The organism is Burkholderia sp. MSMB1498, assembly GCF_001526245.1.
Taxonomy (GTDB): Bacteria; Pseudomonadota; Gammaproteobacteria; order Burkholderiales; family Burkholderiaceae; genus Burkholderia; species Burkholderia savannae.
This window is the reverse complement of record NZ_LOYJ01000066.1, coordinates 86,825-108,160: the sequence shown is the minus strand read 5'-3', so window position 1 is coordinate 108,160 and position 21,336 is coordinate 86,825. Positions and strand designations below refer to the sequence as shown.

Annotated in this window: 17 protein-coding genes and 1 pseudogene; 8 read left to right on the top strand and 10 right to left on the bottom strand. The window is 67.2% G+C overall.

Annotation, left to right across the window (positions count from 1 at the left end; translation table 11 throughout):
- Positions 1 to 137: 137 nt before the first annotated feature.
- Positions 138 to 1,964: a translational GTPase TypA gene (typA, locus tag WS91_RS12715; RefSeq protein WP_038743252.1), complete on the bottom strand. Its 1,827-nt coding sequence runs from the start codon at positions 1,962 to 1,964 to the stop codon at positions 138 to 140.
- On the opposite strand from typA, the pseudogene WS91_RS37315 reads away from it, so the two are divergent.
- The 5 genes and pseudogenes from WS91_RS37315 (at position 1,917) to WS91_RS12695 (ending at position 7,241) form a co-directional block, all read left to right on the top strand.
- Positions 1,917 to 2,055, top strand: a pseudogene (locus tag WS91_RS37315) (pyridoxal-dependent decarboxylase). The gene typA and the pseudogene WS91_RS37315 overlap by 48 nt on opposite strands.
- 208 nt (positions 2,056 to 2,263) lie before the next feature.
- Complete coding sequence (locus WS91_RS12710) at positions 2,264 to 2,761, top strand: MarR family winged helix-turn-helix transcriptional regulator (RefSeq protein ID WP_038743254.1); 498 nt, start codon at positions 2,264 to 2,266, stop codon at positions 2,759 to 2,761.
- Positions 2,762 to 2,860: 99 nt separating this feature from the next.
- Positions 2,861 to 4,357 (top strand): efflux transporter outer membrane subunit, encoded by a 1,497-nt coding sequence (locus WS91_RS12705; protein WP_059575138.1) that lies wholly within the window; start codon positions 2,861 to 2,863, stop codon positions 4,355 to 4,357.
- 63 nt (positions 4,358 to 4,420) lie between these two features.
- Positions 4,421 to 5,656 (top strand): HlyD family secretion protein, encoded by a 1,236-nt coding sequence (locus WS91_RS12700; RefSeq protein ID WP_038743258.1) that lies wholly within the window; start codon positions 4,421 to 4,423, stop codon positions 5,654 to 5,656.
- 25 nt (positions 5,657 to 5,681) lie between these two features.
- Complete coding sequence (locus WS91_RS12695; RefSeq protein ID WP_059575140.1) at positions 5,682 to 7,241, top strand: DHA2 family efflux MFS transporter permease subunit; 1,560 nt, start codon at positions 5,682 to 5,684, stop codon at positions 7,239 to 7,241.
- Positions 7,242 to 7,484: 243 nt separating this feature from the next.
- Here WS91_RS12695 and truB read toward each other — a convergent pair whose 3' ends face one another.
- The 8 genes from truB to WS91_RS12655 form a co-directional block, all read right to left on the bottom strand.
- Complete coding sequence (truB, locus tag WS91_RS12690) at positions 7,485 to 8,393, bottom strand: tRNA pseudouridine(55) synthase TruB (RefSeq protein ID WP_394335879.1); 909 nt, start codon at positions 8,391 to 8,393, stop codon at positions 7,485 to 7,487.
- A gap of 55 nt (positions 8,394 to 8,448) precedes the next feature.
- Positions 8,449 to 8,817 (bottom strand): 30S ribosome-binding factor RbfA, encoded by a 369-nt coding sequence (gene rbfA, locus WS91_RS12685; protein ID WP_038743264.1) that lies wholly within the window; start codon positions 8,815 to 8,817, stop codon positions 8,449 to 8,451.
- Between the two features lie 105 nt (positions 8,818 to 8,922).
- Positions 8,923 to 11,853 carry a translation initiation factor IF-2 gene (infB, locus tag WS91_RS12680; protein WP_059583173.1) on the bottom strand — a complete coding sequence of 977 codons (2,931 nt, stop codon included), beginning with the start codon at positions 11,851 to 11,853 and terminating at the stop codon, positions 8,923 to 8,925.
- Positions 11,854 to 11,944: 91 nt separating this feature from the next.
- On the bottom strand, positions 11,945 to 13,420 hold the full coding sequence (gene nusA / locus WS91_RS12675) for a transcription termination factor NusA (protein ID WP_038743268.1): 1,476 nt from the start codon (positions 13,418 to 13,420) through the stop codon (positions 11,945 to 11,947).
- Complete coding sequence (rimP, locus tag WS91_RS12670; RefSeq protein ID WP_004193908.1) at positions 13,417 to 13,878, bottom strand: ribosome maturation factor RimP; 462 nt, start codon at positions 13,876 to 13,878, stop codon at positions 13,417 to 13,419. Before rimP ends, nusA begins: the two co-directional genes overlap by 4 nt.
- Before the next feature lie 304 nt (positions 13,879 to 14,182).
- Positions 14,183 to 15,871, bottom strand: a complete 1,689-nt coding sequence (gene rluB, locus WS91_RS12665; RefSeq protein ID WP_059670366.1) for a 23S rRNA pseudouridine(2605) synthase RluB — start codon at positions 15,869 to 15,871, stop codon at positions 14,183 to 14,185.
- A 63-nt stretch (positions 15,872 to 15,934) separates the two neighbouring features.
- Positions 15,935 to 17,278, bottom strand: coding sequence for an SMC-Scp complex subunit ScpB (gene scpB, locus WS91_RS12660; protein WP_059670365.1), 1,344 nt, complete (start codon positions 17,276 to 17,278; stop codon positions 15,935 to 15,937).
- Positions 17,279 to 17,703: 425 nt separating this feature from the next.
- A complete protein-coding gene (locus WS91_RS12655; RefSeq protein ID WP_059670364.1) occupies positions 17,704 to 18,603 on the bottom strand; it encodes a LysR family transcriptional regulator in 900 nt (299 codons plus the stop codon).
- 417 nt (positions 18,604 to 19,020) lie between these two features.
- Here WS91_RS12655 and WS91_RS12650 point away from each other — a divergent pair, with 417 nt between their 5' ends.
- The gene (locus tag WS91_RS12650; RefSeq protein WP_038743276.1) at positions 19,021 to 19,422 is read left to right on the top strand and encodes a transposase; all 402 of its coding nucleotides are present in this window, start codon (positions 19,021 to 19,023) and stop codon (positions 19,420 to 19,422) included.
- Positions 19,423 to 19,624: 202 nt separating this feature from the next.
- Positions 19,625 to 19,876 carry a hypothetical protein gene (locus tag WS91_RS37310; protein WP_038743277.1) on the top strand — a complete coding sequence of 84 codons (252 nt, stop codon included), beginning with the start codon at positions 19,625 to 19,627 and terminating at the stop codon, positions 19,874 to 19,876.
- Positions 19,877 to 20,037: 161 nt separating this feature from the next.
- Here WS91_RS37310 and WS91_RS12640 read toward each other — a convergent pair whose 3' ends face one another.
- Positions 20,038 to 20,355 (bottom strand): hypothetical protein, encoded by a 318-nt coding sequence (locus tag WS91_RS12640; RefSeq protein ID WP_038743279.1) that lies wholly within the window; start codon positions 20,353 to 20,355, stop codon positions 20,038 to 20,040.
- Positions 20,356 to 20,555: 200 nt separating this feature from the next.
- On the opposite strand from WS91_RS12640, the gene WS91_RS12635 reads away from it, so the two are divergent.
- Positions 20,556 to 21,278 (top strand): YdcF family protein, encoded by a 723-nt coding sequence (locus tag WS91_RS12635; RefSeq protein WP_059670363.1) that lies wholly within the window; start codon positions 20,556 to 20,558, stop codon positions 21,276 to 21,278.
- Positions 21,279 to 21,336: the final 58 nt, after the last annotated feature.

Here is a 21,336-nt window from a genome sequence, read left to right as displayed (position 1 = left end):
CCGGCACCGCGCAACACTGTTTTACAAACGGCGCGCCCGCCCCTTCGCGCGGATACGAAAAAGCCGCCCGAAGGCGGCCTTCCGATGCACGGCGAATGCCGTGCGAAACGCGCGCGGGCGGGCCGCCCGCCGAACGCTCAGCCGGCCTCGGCCTCGCGGCTCGCGCGGCGGCGCTCGTGCTCCTTCAGGTGACGCTTGCGCAGGCGAATCGACTGCGGCGTCACTTCGACGAGCTCGTCGTCGTCGATGAATTCGACCGCGTATTCGAGCGACATCTGGATCGGCGGCACGAGGCGCACCGCCTCGTCGGTGCCCGACGCGCGCACGTTGGTCAGCTGCTTGCCCTTGATCGGGTTCACGACGAGATCGTTGTCGCGGCTGTGGATGCCGATGATCATGCCCTCGTAGAGCGCGTCGCCCGGCTTCACGAACATGCGGCCGCGATCCTGCAGCTTCCACAGCGCATAGGCGACGGCCGCGCCGTCGTCCTGCGAGATCAGCACGCCGTTGCGGCGCTCGCCGACCGAACCTTCCCTGACCGGCGCGTACGCATCGAAGATGTGGCTCATCAGGCCCGTGCCGCGCGTGAGCGTCAGGAATTCGCCCTGGAAGCCGATCAGGCCGCGCGCCGGAATCCGGTATTCGAGGCGCGTGCGGCCGCGGCCGTCCGACACCATGTCGAGCATCTCGCCCTTGCGGCGACCGAGCTCCTCCATCACGCCGCCCTGATGCTCGTCCTCGAGGTCGACCGTCAGGAGTTCGTACGGCTCATGCTTGACGCCGTCGATTTCCTGCATCACGACGCGCGGACGCGACACCGCGAGCTCATAGCCTTCGCGGCGCATGTTCTCGACGAGAATCGTCAGGTGCAGCTCGCCGCGGCCCGACACCTCGAACACCGTTTCGTCGCCCGTGTCCTTCACGCGCAACGCGACGTTGTGGTTCAGCTCCTTCATCAGGCGGTCGCGGATCTGGCGGCTCGTCACGAACTTGCCTTCGCGGCCCGCGAGCGGCGACGAATTGACGAGGAAGTTCATCGTCAGCGTCGGCTCGTCGACGGTGATCATCGGCAACGCTTCGGGCGCGTCGACCGCGCAGATCGTCGCGCCGATGCCGACATCCTCGATCCCGTTGATGAGGACGATGTCGCCCGCCTCGGCCGCCTCGACCTGCACGCGCTCGAGGCCCTGGAACGAGAGCACCTGATTGATCTTGCGGTTCAGCACCTCGCCTTCCGGGCCGAAGCGCATCACGACCGGCTGGCCCGGCTTGATGCGGCCGCGCGTGATGCGGCCGACGCCGATCCGGCCGACGTACGTCGAATAGTCGAGCGACGTGATCTGCAGTTGCAGCGGCGCCTCCGGGTCGGCCGGGCGCACCGGCACGTGCTGGAGGATCGCTTCGAACAGCGGGCGCATGTCGCCTTCGCGCGCGGCCGGGTCGAGCGACGCGTAGCCGTTCAGGCCCGACGCGTAGACGATCGGGAAGTCGAGCTGCTCTTCGGTCGCGCCGAGCTTGTCGAACAGGTCGAACGTCTGGTTGATCACCCAGTCGATGCGCGCGCCCGGACGGTCGATCTTGTTGATGACGACGATCGGCTTCAGGCCGAGCGCGAGCGCCTTCTTCGTGACGAAGCGCGTCTGCGGCATCGGGCCCTCGACCGCGTCGACGAGCAGCAGCACCGAGTCGACCATCGACAGCACGCGCTCCACTTCGCCGCCGAAGTCCGCGTGCCCCGGCGTGTCGACGATGTTGATGTGCGTGCCTTCGTATTCGACCGCGCAGTTCTTCGCGAGAATCGTGATCCCGCGCTCTTTTTCGATGTCGTTCGAATCCATCACCCGTTCTGCGACCTGCTGGTTCTCGCGGAAGGTGCCGGACTGGCGGAGCAGTTGGTCGACGAGCGTCGTCTTGCCGTGGTCGACGTGGGCGATGATGGCGATGTTGCGAAGGGCGCGGGTCATAGAAACCTGAAAACGGATGGAACGCGCAAACGCGCGCGCACCGTTGCCCGATGCGCGCGCGACTTGCAGCTTGGAAAGCCACAAATTATAGCACGTCAAGATGTCGCGGACTGAGCCGTCCGTTGCGACGCGGCATCCGGGCAACCGCGCGCGCGGTTGCCCGGATGCCGATGAACCCACTCGCGTCAGGGCCATTTTTGCAGTCCTGCAACCAAATCGCGCTTCAATTAACATTTGCCGCAGCAACTAAATCGCGCCTATACTGATGCCTAGTCAACTATTGCAGCTTCAGAGAATTTATGTCGGCTCCCTCTTCCTCGCAGCACGACCTGGATCTGTCCCTGTACCAGATCAACGATAGCGTCGGCTACCTGATGTCGCGCGTGAAATCGCTGATGACGAACATGATCACGCAGCGCACGCAGACCGAACTCGGCATTACCGGCACGCAGGCGACGATGCTGTTCATGCTCGCCGTCGGCAAGTGCTCGACGGCGGCCGAACTCGCACGCGAATACGGCATCGACGCGAGCGCGATCACACGCCTGCTCGACCGCGTCGAGAAGCGCGGCTTGTTGCAGCGGGTGCGCAGCAGCGAGGACCGGCGCGTCGTGCGGCTCGAACTGACCGACGAGGGGCGCGAGCTCACGAAGCGCATGCCGGCCATCTTCCGCAGCGTGCTCGATCAGGTGCTCGACGGCTTCACGCCCGAGGAAGTCGGTTTCCTGAAGAGCATGCTGCGCCGCATTCTCGTGAATTCGGGCGAATGCCCGGGCACGAGCGGAACCCTGTCGTAAATATTGCCGCAACAAGTAATTCAGACAGATAAATGTAAGGAAATCCTTGCAGTGTCCACTATTCACGCCGAATCAGATTCCGAGTCAGGAAACCCAGCAATGAAGACCTTCCCGTTGTCCGCTTGCCGGACCGCCATGGCCGTCGCGGTCGCCGCGCTCGCGCTCGCGGGATGCGCGAACTATTTCGGCATCAAGAGCGACAAGGCGCTCGCCCCCGCGACGCAGTTCGAAAGCGCGCAGAGCCTGCCTGCGCAAGGCGGCCAGTGGCCGTCGCTCGACTGGGCGAACCAGTTCGGCGACCCGCAACTGCCGAAGCTGATCGACGAGGCGCTCGAAGGCAATCCGACGATCGCGCAGGCGCAGGCGCGAATCGCGAAGGCCTCGTCGTACATCGAGACGTCGCGCTCGACGCTCCTGCCGCAGGCGGACGCCAAGTATTCGTGGACCCGCGAGCTGTACTCGGGCAACGCTCTCTTCCCGCCGCCGTTCGGCGGCCAGTGGTACAGCGAGAACAACGCGCTCGCGAGCGCGTCGTGGGAGCTCGACCTGTGGGGCAAGAACCGCGCGCGCCTGCATGCGGCCGTGTCGCAGGAAAAGGCCGCCGAGGCCGACATGCAGCAGGCGCGCGTGACGCTCGCGACGTCGGTCGCGCGCGCCTACAACCAGCTCGCGCAGCTGTACGCGCTGCGCGACATCGCCGGGCGCGAGATCTCGAACCGGCAGACGGTCGGCAAGATCACCGACGATCGCGTCGGCGCGGGCCTCGACACCAACGTCGAGCGCCAGACCGCGCGCGGCAACGTCGCGACGAGTCAGCAGGCGCTGTCCGATCTCGACGGCCAGATCACGAACCTCCGCTATCAGCTCGCCGCGCTGCTCGGCAAGGGCCCGGACCGCGGGCTGCAGATCGCGCAGCCGGTGCTGAGCCCGGGCGGCGCGGTCGCGCTGCCGGACAACCTGCCCGCCGATCTCGTGTCGCGCCGCCCGGACATCGTCGCCGCGCGCTGGCAGGTCGAGGCGGCGATGCACGACGTGAAGGAAGCGAAGGCGGAGTTCTATCCGGACATCAACCTCGCCGCGGGCTTCGGCTTCGACGCCTTCGGCTGGGGCAAATTCCTGAACTTCGCGAGCCGCCAGGCGCAGTTCGGCCCGGCGATCCACCTGCCGATATTCGACGGCGGCGCGCTGCGCGCGCAGTTGAAGGGCCGCTATGCGGACTTCGACCTGTCGGTGGCGAACTACAACCAGACGCTGATCGGCGCGTTCAACGACGTCGCGACGCAAGTCGCGTCGATCCGCTCGATCGACACGCAAATGGGCGACGCGCAGCGCGCGCTCGACGCGTCGACGCGCGCGTACGAGCTCGCCGTGATCCGCTACAAGGCGGGCCTGTCGCCGCAGTTGCAGGTGCTGAACGCGGACAGCAGCCGGCTCGCCGCCGAGCAGACGGTGACGAACCTGAAGATGCGCCGGCGCGACATGCAGATCGGCCTCGTGAAAGCGCTCGGCGGCGGCTTCGACGCGACGGGCACGCGGCTCGCCGCGCCCGCGCCCGCATCGGCGAGCGCCGCCTCCGCGCAGCACGCGTCGAACTGAATTCCCGGATCACACCCGAACCATCGCTTTAATCGCTTTAGATAGAAGACGGAGAAACTCGCCATGAGCGACCCTCAACAAAACGCAGCGCCCGCGCAGCCGCAGAGCAACGGCAAGCGCAAGCGAATGATGACGCTGCTCGTCGCGGTGATCGCGATCGCCGCGATCGCGTACGGCCTTTATTACGTGCTCGTCGCGCGCTTCCACGAAACCACCGACGACGCGTACGTGAACGGCAACGTCGTGCAGATCACGCCGCAGGTGACGGGCACCGTGATCGCGGTGAAGGCGGACGACACGCAAACCGTGAAGGCGGGCGACCCGCTCGTCGTGCTCGATCCGGCCGATTCGCAAGTCGCGCTGCAGCAGGCCGAGGCGAACCTCGCGCAAACGGTGCGCCAGGTGCGCGGCCTCTACGTGAACGACGACCAATACCGCGCCCAGGTCTCGCTGCGCCAGTCGGATCTGTCGAAGGCGCAGGATGACCTGCGTCGCCGGCTCGCCGTCGCGCAGACGGGCGCCGTGTCGCAGGAAGAGATCTCGCACGCGCGCGACGCGGTGAAGGCCGCGCAGGCGTCGCTCGACGCCGCCGAGCAGCAGCTCGCGTCGAATCGCGCGCTCACCGCGAACACGACGATCGCCGATCACCCGAACGTGCTCGCCGCCGCCGCGAAGGTTCGCGACGCGTATCTGAACAACGCGCGCAACACGCTGCCCGCGCCCGTCACGGGCTACGTCGCGAAGCGCTCCGTGCAGGTCGGCCAGCGCGTGTCGCCGGGCACGCCGCTGATGTCGGTCGTGCCGCTCAACGCGGTGTGGGTCGACGCGAACTTCAAGGAAGTGCAGTTGAAGCACATGCGGATCGGCCAGCCGGTCGAGCTGACGGCCGACATCTACGGCTCGTCGGTGCAGTACCACGGCAAGGTGGTCGGCTTCTCGGCCGGCACGGGCGCCGCGTTCTCGCTGCTGCCCGCGCAGAACGCGACGGGCAACTGGATCAAGGTCGTCCAGCGCCTGCCCGTGCGCGTCGAGCTCGATCCGAAGGAGCTGAAGGATCATCCGCTGCGGATCGGCCTGTCGATGCAGGTCGACGTCGACATCAAGAACGAAAGCGGCAACCAGCTTGGCAACGTGCAGAACACCGTGTACGAAACCGACGTGTTCGCGAAGTACGGCGACGAAGCGAACGCCGAGATCGCGCGCATCATCGCGACGAATGCGGGCGGCGGCACGTCGGCCGTCTCGGCCACGCCGGCGCCGGCCGCGAAGGCCGTCGGCCGCACGTCGAACCTGATGTAAGCGCCCCTCGGCCGGACCACGAAGCATGGCACAGCCCCAAGCTCCTCTTCCTCCGCTTAAGGGCGGACAGCTCATACTCGGCACGATCGCGGTATCGCTTGCCGTGTTCATGAACGTGCTCGACACGTCGATCGCCAACGTCGCGATCCCGACGATCTCGGGCGACCTCGGCGTGTCGTCCGACCAGGGCACCTGGGTCATCACGTCGTTCGCGGTCGCGAACGCGATCTCGGTGCCGCTCACGGGCTGGCTCACCGAGCGTATCGGCCAGGTGCGCCTCTTCCTCGCGTCGATCATCCTGTTCGTGATCTCGTCGTGGTTGTGCGGCCTCGCGCCGACGCTGCCGTTTCTGCTCGCGTCGCGCGTGCTGCAGGGCGCGGTAGCCGGGCCGATGATCCCGCTGTCGCAAGCGCTGCTGCTGTCGAGCTATCCGCGCGCGAAAGCGCCGATGGCGCTCGCGCTTTGGTCGATGACGACGCTGATCGCGCCCGTGGCCGGCCCGATTCTCGGCGGCTGGATCTCGGACAATTACTCGTGGCCGTGGATCTTCTACGTGAACATTCCGGTCGGCATCGCCGCCGCGGCCGTCACGTGGATGATCTATCGCAGCCGCGAATCGGCGGTCCGCCGCGCGCCGATCGACGGCGTCGGGCTCGCGCTGCTCGTGATCTGGGTCGGCTCGCTGCAGATCATGCTAGACAAGGGCAAGGATCTCGACTGGTTCGCGTCGACGACGATCGTCGTGCTCGCGCTCACCGCGCTCATCGCATTCGCGTTCTTCGTCGTGTGGGAACTGACGGCCGAGCATCCGGTCGTCGACTTGTCGCTGTTCCGGATGCGCAATTTCTCGGGCGGCACGATCGCGCTGTCGGTCGGCTACGGGCTCTATTTCGGCAACCTCGTGCTGCTGCCGCTGTGGCTGCAGACGCAGATCGGCTACACGGCGACGGACGCCGGGCTCGTGATGGCGCCCGTCGGCTTCTTCGCGATCCTGCTGTCGCCGCTCACGGGTAAGTTCCTGTCGCGCACCGACCCGCGCTACATCGCGACGGCCGCGTTCCTCACGTTCGCGCTGTGCTTCTGGATGCGCTCGCGCTACACGACGGGCGTCGACGAGTGGTCGCTGATGGCGCCGACCTTCGTGCAGGGGATCGCGATGGCGGGCTTCTTCATCCCGCTCGTGTCGATCACGCTGTCCGGCCTGCCCGGCCACCGGATTCCGGCGGCGTCGGGCCTGTCGAACTTCGTGCGGATCATGTGCGGCGGCATCGGGACGTCGATCTTCCAGACCGCGTGGGATCATCGGAACAACTTCCACCACGCGCAGCTCGTCGAGCAGGCGAACCCGTACAACCCGACCTTCAACCAGGCGGTCACGCAGATGGGGCAGCTCGGGCTCACGCGCGACCAGGCGCACGGGCTCATCAACAACATCGCGACGCAGCAGGCCGCGCAACTGGGCGTGAACGATCTGTTCTACATCTCGGCCGCGATCTTCGTGCTGCTCATCGCGCTCATCTGGATCACGAAGCCCGAGCGCGCGGGCGGCGGCGATTCGAGCGCGGCGGCGTCGGCCGCGCACTGAGCGGCGTCCCGCGCCGTTCGCGCGTGCGAAGCAAAACGCCCGGCTTTCGAGCCGGGCGTTTTCGTATCTGGCGATGCAAATGCGATCCGCGCGGGGATCGTTGCGTTGGCGTCGTGCAGAATCCGCCTCCATTGGCGGGCTCGCACGGCGACTGATACGCCGCCGCCAAATGCGAGCGCCCCGCAACGCGGATTCCGCTCTCCGCGCGGCCCGCGCATACGAGCCGCCCGCGCGTGCGCGCGCCTACGAGCCCGTCACGACAAGCCGCTCAGGCGCGAGCACGCCCTCCGCCGCCCGCGCGACGCCGAGCAGCCGGCCGTCGCCGTCGTAGACGCGCACGCGTGCGCCTTCGTCCGCATCGGGCTGCGCCGCGAGTTCGGCAAGCTTCAGGCGCTGGCCGTGCAGGAAGCGCTTCGCGAGCGCCGCGTCGAGCTCCACGAGCGGGAACGTCGACAGCAGCGCATCGACGGGCGCAAGCCGCGCATCGCGCTCGTCCTGCGTCGCGGCATCGAGCGCATCGAGCGTCACCGCATGCTCGAGCGACAGCGAACCGACGCCCGTGCGCCGCAGCATCGTCAGATGCGCGCCGCAGCCGAGCGCTTCGCCGATATCCTCGGCGAGCGTGCGCACGTACGTGCCCTTGCTGCACGTCACGCGAAACGTGACGTCGGGCAGCGCGCAGGACAGGCACTCGAGCGAGCGGATCGTCACCGCGCGCCCTTCGCGCTCGACCGTCTGGCCGGCGCGCGCGTATTCGTAAAGCGGCTTGCCGTCGCGCTTGAGCGCCGAGTACATCGGCGGCACCTGCACGATGTCGCCGACGAAGCGCGCGAGCGCCGCGACGACCGCGGCTTCGTCGCAGGTCACATCGCGCGTGTCGAGCACGTCGCCTTCGGCGTCGCCCGTCGTCGTGCGCACGCCGAGACGCATCGTCGCCTCATAGGTCTTGTCGGCGTCGAGCAGATCCTGCGAGAACTTCGTCGCTTCGCCGAAGCAAAGCGGCAGCAGCCCCGACGCGAGCGGATCGAGCGTGCCCGTGTGGCCCGCCTTCTTCGCGAGGTACAGGCGCTTCGCGCGCATCAGCGCGTCGTTGCTCGAGAGCCCGACCGGCTTGTCGAGCAGCAGCACGCCGTCGAGCGCGCGACGCGGAATCCGGGGGCGTGGCGAAACAGTCGTCATGGTCGGCGCGCAGTGGCTCGTGCGGTGTTCATTCGTCCTTCGCGCGCGTCGCGTTCGCCTCGTCGATGAGGCGCGACATCGCGACGGCCTTCTCGATCGTCTGGTCGTAATGGAAATGCAGCGTCGGCACCGTATGAATGTGCAGGCGCTTGAAAAGCAGATTGTGCAGATGGCCGGCCGCGTGGTTGAGCGCCTCCTGCGTGTCCGCCGGATTGCCCGTGAGCGCGGTGAAATAGACTTTGGCATGCGCGTAATCGGGCGTGAGCTCGACCGACTGGATCGTCACGATCCCGATGCGCGGGTCCTTGACCTCGCGCATGATGAGCTCCGACAGATCGCGCTGGATCTGATCGGCGATCTGCACGTTGCGATTGGGAGAACTGCGTTTTTTCGACATGATTAATCCGTCATCCGGTTGATCGGCGCGCCGCGCGGCGCCGTTCATGAAAATGGGCGGGACGGGCCCAAGCCCGACCCGCCCATTCAAGCCGTCACGCCTGCGTTACAGCGTACGCGCGACTTCCGTGACCTCGAACACTTCGAACTGATCGCCTTCGACGATATCGTTGAAGTTCTTGAGCGACATACCGCATTCGAAGCCTTGCTTCACTTCCTTCACGTCGTCCTTGAAGCGCTTGAGCGAATCGAGCTCGCCCGTGAAGATCACCACGTTGTTGCGCAGCACGCGCACCGACGACGTGCGCTTGACGACGCCGTCCGTGACCATACAGCCGGCGACCGCGCCGACCTTCGGCACCTTGAACACCTGGCGCACCTCGACCATGCCCGTCACGACTTCGCGCTTCTCCGGCGCGAGCATGCCCGACATCGCCGCCTTCACCTCATCCACTGCGTCGTAGATGATGTTGTAGTAACGGATGTCGATGCCGTTCGCCTCGGCGAGCTTGCGAGCCTGGGCGTCCGCACGCGTATTGAAGCCGATGATGACGGCCTTCGACGCGGTCGCGAGGTTGACGTCGCTCTCGCTGATGCCGCCCACCGCGCTGTGCACGATCTGCACCCGCACTTCGTCGGTCGACAGCTTGAGCAGCGACTGCACGAGCGCTTCCTGCGAGCCCTGCACGTCCGCCTTGATGATGAGCGGCAGGTTCTGCACTTCGCCCTCGCCCATCTGCTCGAGCATGCTTTCGAGCTTCGCCGCCTGCTGCTTCGCGAGCTTGACGTCGCGGAACTTGCCTTGACGGAACAGCGCGATTTCGCGCGCCTTGCGCTCGTCCGGCAGCACGATGACTTCCTCGCCCGCGCCCGGCACTTCGGACAGGCCCTGGATCTCGACCGGAATCGACGGGCCGGCTTCCTTCGTCGGCTTGCCGTTCTCGTCGAGCATCGCGCGCACGCGGCCGTAGGCCGTCCCGGCGAGCACGACGTCGCCGCGGTTCAGCGTGCCGGATTGCACGAGCACCGTCGCGACCGGGCCCTTGCCCTTGTCGAGCTTCGCTTCGATCACGATGCCCTTCGCCGGCGCCTCGACGGGCGCCGTCAGCTCAAGCACTTCCGCTTGCAGCAGCACGTTCTCGAGCAGATCGTCGATGCCCGAACCCGTCTTCGCCGACACCGGCACGAACGGCGAATCGCCGCCGTACTCTTCCGGCACGACGCCTTCCGCGACGAGCTCCTGCTTCACGCGATCGGGGTTCGCTTCCGGCTTGTCGATCTTGTTGATCGCGACGACGATCGGCACCCCGCCCGCCTTCGCGTGCGAGATCGCTTCCTTCGTCTGCGGCATCACGCCGTCGTCGGCCGCGACCACCAGAACGACGATGTCGGTTGCCTTCGCGCCGCGCGCACGCATCGCCGTGAACGCCTCGTGACCCGGCGTATCGAGGAACGTGACGACGCCGCGCGGCGTTTCGACGTGATATGCGCCGATGTGCTGCGTGATGCCGCCCGCTTCGCCCGCCGCGACCTTCGCGCGACGGATGTAGTCAAGCAGCGACGTCTTGCCGTGGTCGACGTGGCCCATCACCGTGACGACCGGCGGACGCGGCAGTTGCTCCGCGTCGGTGCCCGTTTCGCCTTCGACGAGCAGCGCTTCCGGATCGTCCAGCTTCGCGGCGACCGCGCGGTGGCCCAGCTCCTCGACGACGATCATCGCCGTTTCCTGGTCCAGCACCTGGTTGATCGTGACCATCTGGCCCATCTTCATCATCATCTTGATGACTTCCGACGCCTTGATTGCCATCTTGTGCGCGAGATCGGCCACCGAGATGGTCTCCGGCACATGCACTTCACGCACGATCGGCTCGGTCGGCGCCTGGAACGACGACGCGTTGTCCTGATGCTTGCCGCGCCCCTTCGGGCCGCCGCGCCAGCCGCGATCGACGCCGCCGCTCGAATCGCCGCGCGTCTTGATCCCGCGGCGCTTCGCTGCGTCGTCCTGCCAGCCGCTCTTGCCGGTGCCCGGCTTCTTGTTGCGGTCGCCCGCGGGCGCGGCGGCGGCGGGCGCCGCCGTGCCGCTTGCCGGCTTCTTCGCCGCGGGGCGAGCCGCAGCCGCCGCGCCGGCGGGCTTCGCCGGCTTGTGCAGCGTGCCCTTCGCCTCGGCCGCCTTCGCAGCCGGCGGCTCCGCGGGCTTCGGCGGCTCGACCGCCTTCACCTGCGCGCGGCGCGGAGTGTTCATCATTTCGCGGATCGCGCGCGCTTCCGCCTCCGCGGCTTCGCGGCGCTTGCGGATCTCTTCCTGCTCGGCGCGCGCCTTGTCGGCCGCTTCGCGCGCGGCGTCCTCGGCCTTCTTCGCCGCTTCGCGTTGCGCGGCGCGCTCGGCGGCCGCGCGCGCTTCGTCCTGAGTCGTCTGCCCGGCTTGCGCACGCTGCGCTTCCTCGCGGGCGGCCGCGGCCTCGGCCTGCTGCACTGCTTCGGCCTGCGCGGCAGCCGCCGCGTGCTTCGCCGCGGCTTCGTCTTCCGCACGGCGACGCTCGGCTTCAGCCGCCTCTTCGCGCGCACGGCGCTCGGCTTCCTCGCGCTCGAGGCGCTCCTGACGCTCGCGCAGCTCCTGAGCCTGCTTCTCGAGCAGCTCGGCTTCGCGGCGCGCCTCTTCCTCGCGGCGCTTCAGTTCGGCTTCCGCCTGCTCGTCGGCCTGCGCCTGTGCCTGGTCGGCGCCCGTCTCGCTCACGTCGTCGCGCTTGACGAACGTGCGCTTCTTGCGCACCTCGACCTGAATGGTGCGAGCCTTACCCGTCGCGTCGGCCTGCTTGATCTCCGACGTGTGCCGGCGAGTCAGCGTGATCTTGCGCTTGTCGCCATCGGTCGCGCCGTGCGACTTGCGCAAATGATCGAGCAGACGCGCCTTGTCCGTCTCCGACAGCGCATCGTCCTCGCTCGCTTTCTGGACGCCCGCCGCCTGCAGCTGTTCGAGCAGCACACCAGCAGGCATTTTCAGTTCCGCGGCAAATTGGGCTACGTTGTTACTCGCCATTCATTCCTCTTAGTGCAAGGACCGATTCCTTGCGGTTAGCATCGGGTCAGGCCTTCCGGCCGCCAGCAAATCATTGCGCCATGGTCATTTCTCACTGGAACCAGTGTTCGCGCGCCTTCATGATCAGCGCCTTCGCGGCTTCCTCGTCAGTACCGGTCATGTCGACCAGCTCGTCGACGGCAAGCTCCGCGAGATCGTCGCGCGTCTGCACGCCATGCTCGGCCAGCTTCGCGAGCAGTTCGGGCGTCACGCCGTCGAGGCTCTTCAGATCGAGGGCGGCCGTCTCGACCTTCTCCTCGTTGGCGATCGCCATCGTGAGCAGCGCGTCGCGCGCGCGGTTGCGCAGCTCGTGGACGGTATCCTCGTCGAACGCCTCGATCTCGAGCATTTCGTTGAGCGGCACGTAAGCGATCTCTTCGAGGCTCGTGAAACCTTCGTCGATCAGGATGTCCGCGACTTCCTCGTCGACGTCGAGGCGCGCCATGAAGAGGCCGCGCAGCGTGTCGCGCTCTTCGTTCTGCTTCTGGGCGGATTCGTCCGGCGTCATGATGTTGATCTGCCAGCCTGTCAGCTCGCCGGCAAGACGAACGTTCTGGCCGCTGCGGCCAATCGCGACGGCCAGCTCGTTCTCATCGACGACGACGTCCATCGAATGCTTTTCTTCATCGACGACGATCGACTGGACGGCCGCCGGCGCGAGCGCGCCGATCACGAACTGGGCGGGATCCTCCGACCATAGCACGATGTCGATGTTTTCGCCACCGAGCTCGTTGCGCACGGCCTGCACACGCGAGCCGCGGATGCCGACGCACGTGCCGATCGGATCGATCCGCTTGTCGTACGCGACGACGCCGATCTTCGCCCGCACGCCCGGATCGCGGGCGGCCGCCTTGATCTCGAGCAGGCCCTGCTCGATTTCCGGCACTTCCATCTCGAAGAGCTTCATCAGGAATTCGGGCGCGGTGCGCGACAGCTCGATCTGCGGGCCGCGCGCGGTGCGGTCGACTTTCGCGATGTACGCGCGCACGCGGTCGCCGACGCGCAGGTTTTCCTTCGGAATCAGCTGGTCGCGGCGCAGAAGCGCCTCGACGCGGCCCGATTCGACGATGAAGTTGCCCTTGTCGAGGCGCTTCACCGTGCCCGTCATGATCTTCTCGCCGCGCTCGAGGTAGTCGTTCAGGATCTGTTCGCGCTCCGCGTCGCGGACCTTCTGCAGGATCACCTGCTTCGCGGCCTGCGCGCCGATGCGGCCGAACTCGATCGAAGGCACCGGTTCCTCGATGTAGTCGCCGATCTCGATGTCGGGCTTCTGCTCGCGCGCCTCGAACAGCAGGATCTCTCGATCCGGCTCTTGCAGGCCGGCTTCGTCGGGCACGACGAGCCAGCGACGGAACGTCTCGTGTTCGCCGCTCTCGCGATCGATATGTACGCGGATCTCGGCGCCTTCGTCGAACAGCTTCTTGGAAGCCGATGCGAGGGCTGCTTCGAGCGCGCCCAGCACGACGTCCTTGTCGACGTTCTTCTCACGCGCCAGCGCATCCACCAACATCAACACTTCGCGACTCATTGTTTGCGGCTCCTAAAGTCAACGTGCGGAATCAGGCGGGCTTTGTCGATGTCTGCCAGCGTGAAATCCAGCATGGCCGCCTCGCCCTTCTTCCTCTCAAATTCCAAACCGATCGTCTCGCCGTTCGGCGCGTGCAGAATGCCCCGGTACGTCTTGCGCCCGTCCAGCGGCTTTTTCAAGGTGATGACGGCCTCGCTGCCCGCGAAACGCGTGAAGTCAGCCAGCTTCTTCAACGGCCGGTCGAGCCCCGGTGACGAGACCTCGAGCCGTTCGTAATCGATGTTTTCGACCGTCAATACGTGCTGGAGCTGACGCGTGACCTTCTCGCAATCGTCGATCGTGATGCCGGCGGGCTGATCGATGTAGACGCAGACCATGCCGCGCCCGGTGCGCTCGAGATCGACGAGCTCGTAGCCGAGCCCCGTGACCGTAGTTTCTATCAGTTCCGTCAGTTGCACAGTGTCCTCTCAGGTGTCCGCGCCCGCCCCTCGCGATTCACCCGCTGAACGCGCGCCTTAGCCGGCGCAGGAAGCGCTACCCGAGATGCCCAACCGTTTCGGCAAAAAAAAATGGGCGCAACGCCCATCTTGTTACCGGTGGTCGCACCTGAGCTACACATCGAATCCGTACGCCCAGCGACTTGGCGATTATAGCGATTTTTGGCCCGAACGCAAAGCTTGGGCCCGCAAAATCGGCCCGAAACGGCGACTTCGCGGGGCATTCGCAACGCGCGAGCGCGGTTGCGAATGCCGATTCGGACGATCAGCGGCCGCGCGAACGATTGCGCTGCGGCGTGCGCTGGCCGCCGCGAGGGCCGCCGCCTTCAGCCGCGCGATTGCCGTTCGGGTTGCGGCCGCCCTTGCCGGCGCCGCCGCGCGGCTTGTTGCCGCCCGTGCCGTAGGACGCGCGATTGCCGTCGACGTCGCGACCGCCCTGGCGCGCGCCACCACCGCTGCCGCTGCCGCCGCCGTAGCCCGGCAGGCCGGCGTAGCCGCCGAGGCCCGCGTTGAAGCCGCCGCCCGCCGTGCCGCGCCGACCGCGACGCGGCTGATCGAGCTGGCCGTGAGTCGTCAGCACGGGCTCGCGATTGATGAAGCCCATCGACGTCTGCATCGGGTCGGGCTGGCGGCGCTCCGCCGCGCCGCCGCGCTTGCCGCCCTTCTCCTCGGCCGGCGCCTTCAGGCCGACCGTCGTCATCAGGCGGCGCACCTGCGCTTCGTCGAGCTCCTCCCAGCGGCCGCGCTTCAGCCCGCGCGGCAGCGGGATCGGGCCGTGGCGCGTGCGGATCAGGCGGCTCACCATCAGGCCGACCGCCTCGAACATCCGACGCACTTCACGGTTGCGCCCTTCGGCGAGCGCGACGTGATACCAATGATTCGTGCCTTCCCCGCCGCCGTCGCGGATGCGCAGGAAGTTCGCCGGGCCGTCGTCGAGCTCGACGCCGTGCAGCAGCTTCTGGCGCGACGCCTCGGACAGCTCGCCGACGACACGCACCGCATACTCGCGCTCGACGCTATAGCGCGGATGCATGAAACGGTTGGCGAGATCGCCCGACGTCGTCAGCATCAGCAGGCCTTCAGTGTTGAAGTCGAGGCGGCCGACCGCGAGCCATTTCGCGGTCTTCATCGGCGGCAGCCGGTCGAACACCGACGGGCGCCCCTCCGGGTCCGCGTGGCTCACGATCTCGCCCGCCGGCTTGTGATACAGCAACACGCGCGGCGGCTTGTTCGGCAGCTTGCGCTTGACCGGCTTGCCGTTGATCCGGACCTGATCGGTCGGCATGATCCGCTGCCCGATGTGCGCCGGCTCGCCGTTCACCGACACGCGGCCGGCGATGATCAATTCCTCCATCTCGCGGCGCGAACCCATCCCGGCCTCGGCGAGCACCTTGTGCAGCTTCGGCGCGTCGTCGTCCGGCGACAGCACGCGCTTCGGCTGGTTCTGGCGGCCCCGGCGCAGCATCGGCGCACGCACGCCGCCGCCCGACGCATTGTTGTCGGCGTCGAACGCGGGCGAAATCACGTAGGCGAACAGATCGTCCTGGCCGGCGTCGGCGGATGCCGCGACAGCCGCAGCCGATGCGGCGCCGCGCTTCGCCGGGCCCTGCCGTGCCGCCGCGCCCTCGCCCTCGCGCTTGCCGGCCGCCGGCTTGCGCGGCGCCTTTGCCGCCGCTTCCTTGCTGCGCGGCGCGCGCGCCGGCGCCTTCGCGGCTGCGGCGCCGGTGTCCGTCGCCGCGGCGGCGGCTTCGCCGCCCTCCGTGGCGTCGGCGCTCTTCGACTTCGCGGCCGCGCGGCGGCGCGCGATCAGGCTGCGCGGCCCGCGCCGCAGACCGCGGCGCGGGCGCTCTTCGCCGCCCGCGTCCTGAGCGGACTGCTCGGGTGCGCCGTCGGCGTGCGCCGTCGCGACGGCATGCGCGGATTCGGACGAATCGATGTCGTGGGTATCAGTCAAAACAACCTCAAAATGTCAGGTCTCGCGCCCGTCGCGGGCACGGCTAAGGTACGGTCGCGCGCCTCAGGCGCGACGCTTCGCAGGCGCTTCGTCGTCGTCCTGCAACTCGCGCTCGGGGGCCGCCTCGCTTGCACTGCGCACGGCGTCGGCGAGGCTGTCGGACGTGTCGTCCAACGCCTCCTCCGTGTGCGCCGGGACCGGCTCGGCATCGTGCGGGATGCCGCCGATCGCGCGTTGGTCTCCCTTCGTCGCTCGGTTGGCCGCCGGGTCGGCGGCCGCCTCGCGGGTTGCTGCGTTCGCCGCGCCGGCCGGAACTGCGTCCGACCGCGCGACGGCGTGTGCGTATTCGTTCGCCGGCACGGGCGATTCGACGGGCTCGCCGTCCGCCGTGACGGCGCGCTCGGCCGCCTCGGCATGCGGCGCCGTGGCGGCGTCCGCTGAATCCTGCGCATCGCCGCGCGCCGCCTTGCGATCACGCGCCGCAGCTGCGTCCTCATCGTCCGCCGACGCCGGATCGGCGACGACTTCGCCGGACTCGATTCGGCCGTCGGCATGGCCGGCAGCCTGCTCGGACGCGTCGCCGCCCGCGACGCGTGACGCCTCGGCCTCGCTCGCGACGCACGTCGCCTCGACGCTCGCTTCAGCACCGGCCCGCTCGTCATTATCAGCCGGATCGGCAATCCTTGCCGCCGAGCCATCCGCGCCGTCGGACGACGCAACGGATACGTGCGCCGCCGGCGCCGCTTCGCCGCCGGCCTCGTCCGCTCCCACCGCCGACGCGCCCGCCTCACCGACATCGGCCACCGACACGTCCGCAATCGCGTCGCCGTCGGCGCGCGCATCCTCGGGAAAGTCGATCGCCTGCTGCGCGAGGAGGCTCGCCTCCAGGTGCGCGGCCGGCTCCTCGAGCGCCGGCAGATCGTCGAGCGCCTTCAGGCCGAGGTCGTCGAGAAACTGCTTCGTCGTCGCGTAGAGCGCCGGGCGACCCGGCACGTCGCGATGGCCGATCACCTCGATCCAGCCGCGATCCTCGAGCTGCTTGACGACTTGCGTGTTCACGGTGACGCCGCGGATTTCCTCGATGTCGCCACGCGTCACCGGTTGCCGGTACGCGATGATCGCGAGCGTTTCCAGTACGGCCCGCGAGTACTTGGGCGGCTTCTCCGGATGCAGCCGGTCGAGGTACGTGCGCATCGCGGGCGTGCTTTGAAAGCGCCAACCCGACGCGAGCGCGACGAGTTCGACGCCGCGCCCCGTCCATTCCCGTTTCAGATCTTCGAGCAGTGTTCGGACTGTGTCCGCCGACACGCCGTCGGCAAAGAGCTTGCGCAAATCGCCGAGCTTCAGCGGTTCCTGCGCGCAGATCAAAGCAGTCTCGAGGACGATTTTCGCCTCTTGGGTATTCATGCAGCTAGGTCAGACCCTGTGGTCAAACGAACCGGATCAATCGAACAGACGAAAGGAACGGAAGACGCGCTCGCCCGATTCTGATCGGTCATATTGATGGGAGCACGAACCGGGGGCGGCGAACCTACTCTCAAGCCCAACCCAAACCGGACGGAACAGCGCGGAACCACGTTGGAACCGCGTGACTGAGCGCCATCTTACGCAAAATTACCCAGTGCGTAAAGACAAAGAACGTACGCCAAAAGACATATCTTTTGTCCCGTCGCCGGCCGGAAAAAAGACCGCGGCCGCGCGTCCCGCCGCATTCGCAATCGACGCGCCCGCCCATTCGAACGACGATCCGCCCCGCCCCGAACGCCGCGAAAAGCGCCGCGCCGCCGCGCGCCGGCACGCATCGAACCGGCCCGCGCGGCCGCGCCCTCAGCTCAGATATCCTCGACGCGCGCCGGCATCTCCTTGACGAGCCCCCAGACCGCATCCGCCGCCGGAGACAGCGAGCGGTCGCGCCGCCGCACGAGCTCGACGGTGCGCTCCGCACGCGGCGTCAGAGGCCGCGCGACGAGCGACGAGCCGGCCGGCAGCGGCAACGACAGCCACGGCAGCACGCTCACGCCGACGCCCGCCTCGATGAGGCCGAACACCGTGGCCGAATGCCCGAGCTCCTGCACGACGGCCGCCGCGACCCGGTGAGTCGCGAGCGCCGCGTCGATCAGCGGCCGGCTGCCCGACGCATAGTCGAGCAGCACCAGCCGCTCGCCCGCGAGCGCCGTCCATGGCACCCGCTCGCGCGCGGCGAGCGGGTGATCGGCGCGCGCGACCAGGCAGAACGAGTCGGTCATCAAGGGTTCGTTGATCAGATCGCTCGTCGCGAGCGGCCCGATCACGACGCCGAAATCGACCTCGCCCGATTTCACCTTGCGCAGCACGTCGCTCTGCACGTCGTCGCGCAGGCCAAGCGCGACGAACGGAAAGCGCCGCTCGCACGCGGCGACGACGCGCGGCATCAGCCGGCACGCGATCGTCGGGCTGGCCGCGACGATCACGCGCCCGCGACGCTGTTCGCCGATCTCGCGGATTTCGCGCAACGTGTCGTCGAGGTCGCCGAGCAGGCGCGACACGCTCGCAATCAGATTCGTGCCGACGTCGGTTAGTTGCACGTCGCGCGTCGTCCGGTCGATCAGCTTGAGCCCGATCTCGCCCTCCAGCTCGCGCACCGAGCGGCTCACGGCCGATTGCGTGAGGCCGATTTCGTCGCCCGCCCGGCTGAAGCTCTTGAGCCGCGCCACTTCAATGAACACGCGCAATTGCCTCAGCGTGATATTCATGGGATTCCCTCATCAATCGAACGCATCGATGCGCAATTGTATTGTGCCCGCGCGATCCCGTGCCGTGTGTCGGTGCGGTGCAGCACACGGCCGAAACGCACGTCTCACGGGCCAGACTGCACAAGATTGGTGATTGTCCTTATTTGCTCGACGGCCATTTTGGCGTCTTATACGCCCCTAGCTGACGCGGCTGTCAGCTCGCTGCCAGGCGGCTTTGGGGCGGTCGTCGCCAACATGGCACGCTTCCTGCATTAGCAGGCGCACAGGGCTGCGGGCTTTCGAACTTCTCGCGGCGGATCGCGCAACATCCGCCGCTCCATGAAGCCGACGCCTTCACCCGGCACTCGTTGAATCGAGTGCTCATTGAGTGCGCAGCGCAGGGCGGCGCACCGGAGTTAGCTTCGCTGAGGTGAGGACATGATGCTGTTCGACGATTTGAGAGACAACGAATGGGCGCTGGTCGAGGGACTGTTCTGCTCCGAGCCCGCACGCAGTGAACGCCGTGGTCGTCCCCGCGTGGAAGCCCGCTCGGTGGTGAACGCCGTTCTTTGGGTGCTGTCGACGGGCGAAGGCTGGTCGAAGCTCCCCGGCCGCTATCCGTCGCCGCCGACTTGCCGTCGACGCTTCGACGAATGGCAGGCCGACGGCACGCTCGCCGAAGTGGTGAAGCGCCTCGGCTCCAGCGGCCGCCAGATTTCGTTGCGCGGACGCATCGGCGCAAGCGCGGTGAAGCCGCCCGCCCCGCCGAGCCGCGACCGACTGCGCGGCGCGTTCTGGACCAATCCGGAATCCTGGCGCGCTCCCGTCAAGATGGCATGAATTCGATTTCTGGGCGGCATCGGCCGCCCAGAATCATTTTTGGCGCCCGCCGCGGCGCATGGCCACCCGTTCGCACGGACTCCTGACGATGCGATCCGGCGATACATCTATTTACTAATATTTACAGCGCGCCTTCGCTCCCCCGCATAACGTAGCGGTATACGAACGAGCCGTTCGACGGCTTGAAAGGGAGCTCCCAACGATGAAACCCATGTCACTTCTCACGGCATGCGGCATTGTCGTTTCGCTGGCGCTCGCCGCTCCTTCGCGCGCCGATCAATTTTCTCCGAAGCAGCACGGACAGCGAGAACAAGCCGCCCGCACGCAAGCGGGCGCGGCCGCGCGCGGCGCACGGCCAAACGTGCCGCGCGGCGATCTGCGCGGCGACATCGCCAGCAACGCGCGCGCGCGCAACGACGCGCAACGTCCGCCGAGTTATACGAACCACCCCTGAAGCGACAACGGGAAAAATCCGCACCCCCGGGAACTGCGCGGCGCGCGCCGAGTCTGATCGTTGCCATGAGCACAGCGTGGCAGCAGCAATGTACCCGGTACCGCCCGTATCCTCGCGATACGGGCTTTTTTTCGTGCGGAAAATGCAGCGCGAAGCCGGCGCTACAAGCGACTCTCGAGAATCGACACGGCGCTCGCTTCGCTGAGCGCGTAATCTTCGATCCGGCGCGCCTCCCAGTCGGGCTGCCTCTCGTCTCGCTCGAGCCGTGCGAATTCGGCTCGACCATTGTCCGTCAGAACGGCGATATCGACGGGCGCGTGGAAACCGGGCGCGGGCGCGACAGTCTTCTGCCGAACCGTATCCATCAAGCCGAGCGCACGCAGGTATTCGAACACACCCGGACGCCTCGCCCACGGAACCTGACGGTACTGGACGCGCCTCAGCGCGTCGAGCACTGCTTCGTTGGAATACGTGGCCATCTCGATTCTTTCTTAAAGTGCGGCGACATTGCAGAGCGGCTCCGCCAAGCGGACTCCTCGCCCGCCGGCACCGCCACGCAGCTCAAGAGGGGTCCTTATAATCCCTCCACTCCTTCCGACCCGTTCCCCGATGCTTCGTTCGCGCAAAGCAGGGACAGATCGCCAATCGTTTCCCAAAGAACTACCTTACCGCAATCAAATTGATTCTGTTTATTTCATTTGGAATTCTCTTCGTCGTTTTTCTGCTCTGCCGCAAACACCGCGGGGCCTCCGCGATACTCGCGATCGGCATCTTGCTCCTATGGTCGATCGCTTCGGGCTGGCTCGCCGCACCGCTCATCGCGCTCGCCGAATCGGGCGTGCGACCGGTCGCGCATCCCGCGATGACGGGCGAAACGGCAATCGTAATGCTCGGCTCGGGCATCAAGCGCCGCGACGGCATCGCGTTGCCGCCGCGCGACGCGCTCGCCCGCATCGACAAGACAGCCGAACTTTATTCGGCATGCCAACGAACAGCGAAGCGCTGCACGGTCGTCGTGTCGGGCGGCGATCCGCAGGTGCGCGGCGTCACGGAAGCGGACACGTATGCGCCCTATCTGCTCGCGCGCGGCGTCGCGAACGGCGACCTGATCCGCGAGAAGCGCAGCCACACGACCTACGAGAACGCGCGTTTCACTGCTCCCATATTACGCGCCCAACATTACGATGATCTGATTCTCGTCACTTCGTCATATCAGATGAAACGCGCGCTGCTCGATTTCGGCCGATTCGGGATCGTGCCGCAGCCTGTCTACGCGAATCGCAGGAACGCGCAGCTCGGCTGGCTGCCGCGCGCGGCCAACCTCGTCAACGCGGAGCAGGCGCTGCACGAAATCGTCGGTGTCGCGCAGTTCCACGTGTATCGCCGTCTCGGCTGGTTCTAGCGGCGCATGCGACATTCGGCGCACATTCGGCGCGCCCGATCGTCGCGGCTCCAATGCC